A 3,442-nucleotide genomic window follows, 5' to 3' on the forward strand; every position below is an offset into this window, starting at 1 on the left:
GTCAATGTCTTAACTTAATGACATTGCCCAATAGATTCAGCTGCTTGCGACTGCACGCCTACAGGATGGTTTTGCTCGTAAGTGAAAAGGTCTGGGATTTTTTCCTCTAAACTTTCCATCATCGTCTTTCCATTGGTCAGCTGAACATAAGAGCTTGAGCAGACTCGCGGTGAAAGAGGCTGCTCCCAATCAATCTCTTCTGCACGCCTTTCTTGCATTTTCCAATATTCTTCCAGAAGATCGACGCCAAAGGACTGCTTAACCAATTTTGGAATCTTCGCTCCGCCAAAACGCTTGCCAACCTCGGTAAAGACAAAGCTCTGGTCTTTGTCAGAATAAAACCATTCAAAGTGAAAAGGAGTAATGTCCCTTTCAACATTCAATGCTTGAAGTGCCTTCTGGCTTAAGGCAAACAACTTTTGTAGCAGCTGCTGATCTTGATAGTAAAGTGAACTGGTATGGAGGGTAAAATAACCAGTCTTTTTAAAATCGCTCAGCTTATTATTGTACTCATGGCTAAAGAAACGGGAATGACCCTGAAAATCAGTGTAGCCGTCAACAGTAAACATCCGGTCATAATGAACGAAACTTTCTACCAATAAATCTTTATCGCTCAGATAACCACTTTGATTCTTTAAAGAAGACAACGGCAGAGGCGCTTTAAAATAACTGATACCTTTGGTTGAGTCCGCGCGTCTTGGCTTGACCATTCCTTCGTGAATGCTTTCAACAGTAGAATTTTCCGTTAATTCATAAAAATCCGGCTCGGTTACTTCCTGCTTTAAAACCGACCGCATATAGTACTTATCCTTGAACAAGACATCGCTCACGCCTGTTTTTCCAGGAACAAAGATTGCCTTTAGCACTCCCACCCAGTCCATGATTTCTTCTTGAAGGGTAAAGATATCCTCAATTTTTTCTCCTTCAGCCTGCTTTTGTTTAAAAATTGGATAGACGGTCTGAAAATCGATCCCTTTGACAGTAATAATCTGATTGATTTCCAATTCTAAATAGGCTTCTGTTTTAGTTTCTGGAACAACGAAGGAAATTCCCTGACTAGGACGAATGCCGACTACCTTGGGATTGTAGGCCCAAATAAAGTATTTCATTGCTGGCTCACCTCCTAAAAATCGTATTCGCTGTGCCAGTTTTGTAAAAAGTCACCATAATACTCATCTGGCAATCCTAAGGAGCTCTGTGCTACTTCTCTAGTTAAGTTCTTTTTCTCAACAGTTTTTACTGCTGTCCGGTAATTTTTTTGTGTTGCCCGCAGATTATCAGTAAAAATCGCCAAAATATCAGCAGAATATTTTTCAGCTTTTCCGATCTGCTCAACTACTGATACTAGCTCATCAACGTCATTGTTGACATAATAGACGTAGTAAAAATAGAGATGGCGTATCTTCCGCTTTACTTCGCTATTAATTCCTTTGGCTGCTAGAAGAATCCCTAGAGACATGACTTTTAGCACGGTGCGAACATCATTAATAATCACATGTTGGTCTCTAGGTTCATTCGTATACTTAGCAACTACAGCTTTCTCTGCTTGATATTTAGCCTCATCAAAGATGAAACGTTTATTTTCGGTCAACAAATCTATCAAGTTTTCTACCCAAATAGAATCAAGTTGTGAAGAAAAGTCACTTGAGTCATAATCGACCAATACAAAATCAACAACATTGATTGACCCAGTCTTAAACTTCATTCGTACTTTAATGTAATAGTGCTTTCCTGGTATATCCAACTTGCAGAGATATCTATCAGTTGTTTCAACTTCATTGAGCTTAAATTCAAATTTTCGTTGTGCAAAGTAATCATGCAAAATGTCTGGGTAGGTAATTTCTACTTCAGAAGCAGCAATTTGTGGGAATAGCTTTTCACGGCTGACTTCAATTAGCTGCTTAATCAAATCGATTTGATTGGATCGTTGATATTTTTGTACAGCATACGTCGTCTGATAATTCAGATTTAAAGGGTTCGTCAAATCTAGCGCGTTCAGTTTTCTGATTGTTGGCTGATATTTTACAAAGATGCTAGACGTACTTTTTAAACTGTCGAAATTTCCTTCTGTATCTTGGAAAGGTGAGAAAGTGAAGTATCCATCATCAGGCCGTAAAAGCGGACTTTCAGGTAATTCTTCAACCTGCCATTTTTTCCGCAACACCTGAACAAATTTCTTATAGGTACTCATCTGCAGTAACACCCTAACTCTATTCTGCCCGCCGCTGATTCAGCGAGTAAATTACACTGGCAAGGCCTGCTACAAACGTCAGCAATCCCCCCAGCCACAAATAATCCACGCTGTCCTTTACGTCCATGACAAATTGGAAGAAAAAGGAACCGAGCGGCACGAAAATGATTGCCGCCGTAAAGACAATACTGAATACCCGGCCAATGTAAGTCATATCCGCGTTAGTCTGAATGTAAGTCATAAACTGAATGTTAAAAACCGAAACGCAGAAATTAAACAGGGTAATACAGATTATCGGCCCAAAAAGCCAATGACTAACTTGATACAGCAAACTCATCACCGCCAGCGGCAGTCCAGCCACAGCAATAATCCAGAACAGATACTTGCTGGATAATTCCTTCCGAATCAAATTTGAAGCCACTGCTCCCAGCAAGCCACCAACTGATTCAGCCGTTAAAAAGAAAGCATAAGCATTCTTGCTAAAAGCAAAACTGGCAAAAGGAAGAATCAATTCGTAACCTGCCAAAATAAAGTTGATTACGCTGGCAAAAACAATTACGATCAAAATATTTTTTTCGGCCAGCAGATACTTAAATGCATCCTTGATCTTGCTAAAATTGCTTTGCTTAGCTACCGGCGGCTCTGTTTCAAACAAAATATCCAGCTGTCTGATCAACAAACCAGAAATAATAAAAGTAAGTCCGTCCAGCAGCAAAGCCATCTTACTGCCAAAAAATTTAGCGATCACCATGGCAAGCACTGGGCCAGCAACCTTGATAGTTTGCTTGCAGCTTTCAAGCAAAGAATTGACCCGGCCAATCTGTTCTTTGCGGACAATTTCACCAAAGACCGCCTTATAGGCTGGATCTCTGATCGAAGACAGAACCGATAAAGCAATATTGACCGCAATAATTGCGTATAACAACCAAATAGAAGGAACAAACACTGCTAGCGCAATACACAAGAGACCGGCAATAATATCGCAAATCCAGATAATGCTCTTCCGCTGCTTCGTATCAGACAAGATTCCGCCTATAAAGTTGACGAAAACACTGACGATCGTTTCACTGCTCTGATACACTGCCATCCAAAAACTGCCGTTCCCCAGCTTCGATAGCCAGACAGAATTAACATAATCGAACAAGATGTCTCCAAGCTTGGAAATACTATTGCTTGTTACAAGCTTGACGGTATTAGCTAGCTCTCTTTCATTTAATTTCATTTTTCGGTTCAGTATAAAAACTTGTGTAA

General features: G+C 40.2%; 3 protein-coding genes. All 3 read right to left on the minus strand.

Annotation, left to right across the window (positions count from 1 at the left end; translation table 11 throughout):
• Positions 1-14: 14 nt before the first annotated feature.
• The 3 genes from HMPREF3168_RS05110 to HMPREF3168_RS05120 are packed head-to-tail and all read right to left on the minus strand — an operon-like array spanning position 15 to position 3,413.
• A complete protein-coding gene (locus tag HMPREF3168_RS05110; RefSeq protein ID WP_246825684.1) occupies positions 15-1,109 on the minus strand; it encodes an ATP-grasp domain-containing protein in 1,095 nt (364 codons plus the stop codon).
• A gap of 14 nt (positions 1,110-1,123) precedes the next feature.
• Complete coding sequence (locus tag HMPREF3168_RS05115; RefSeq protein WP_070488819.1) at positions 1,124-2,191, minus strand: hypothetical protein; 1,068 nt, start codon at positions 2,189-2,191, stop codon at positions 1,124-1,126.
• 19 nt (positions 2,192-2,210) lie between these two features.
• A complete protein-coding gene (locus HMPREF3168_RS05120; RefSeq protein ID WP_070488823.1) occupies positions 2,211-3,413 on the minus strand; it encodes an MFS transporter in 1,203 nt (400 codons plus the stop codon).
• Positions 3,414-3,442: the final 29 nt, after the last annotated feature.

The sequence above is a fragment of the Lactobacillus sp. HMSC08B12 genome, from assembly GCF_001808415.1.
GTDB lineage: Bacteria > Bacillota > Bacilli > Lactobacillales > Lactobacillaceae > Lactobacillus > Lactobacillus delbrueckii.

Bases quoted from the DNA above. Each gene is read 5' to 3' on its own strand.
- HMPREF3168_RS05110 (WP_246825684.1), bottom strand. From the start codon at position 1,109: ATGAAATACTTTATTTGGGCCTACAATCCCAAGGTAGTCGGCATTCGT.
- HMPREF3168_RS05115 (WP_070488819.1), bottom strand. From the start codon at position 2,191: ATGAGTACCTATAAGAAATTTGTTCAGGTGTTGCGGAAAAAATGGCAG.
- HMPREF3168_RS05120 (WP_070488823.1), bottom strand. From the start codon at position 3,413: ATGAAATTAAATGAAAGAGAGCTAGCTAATACCGTCAAGCTTGTAACA.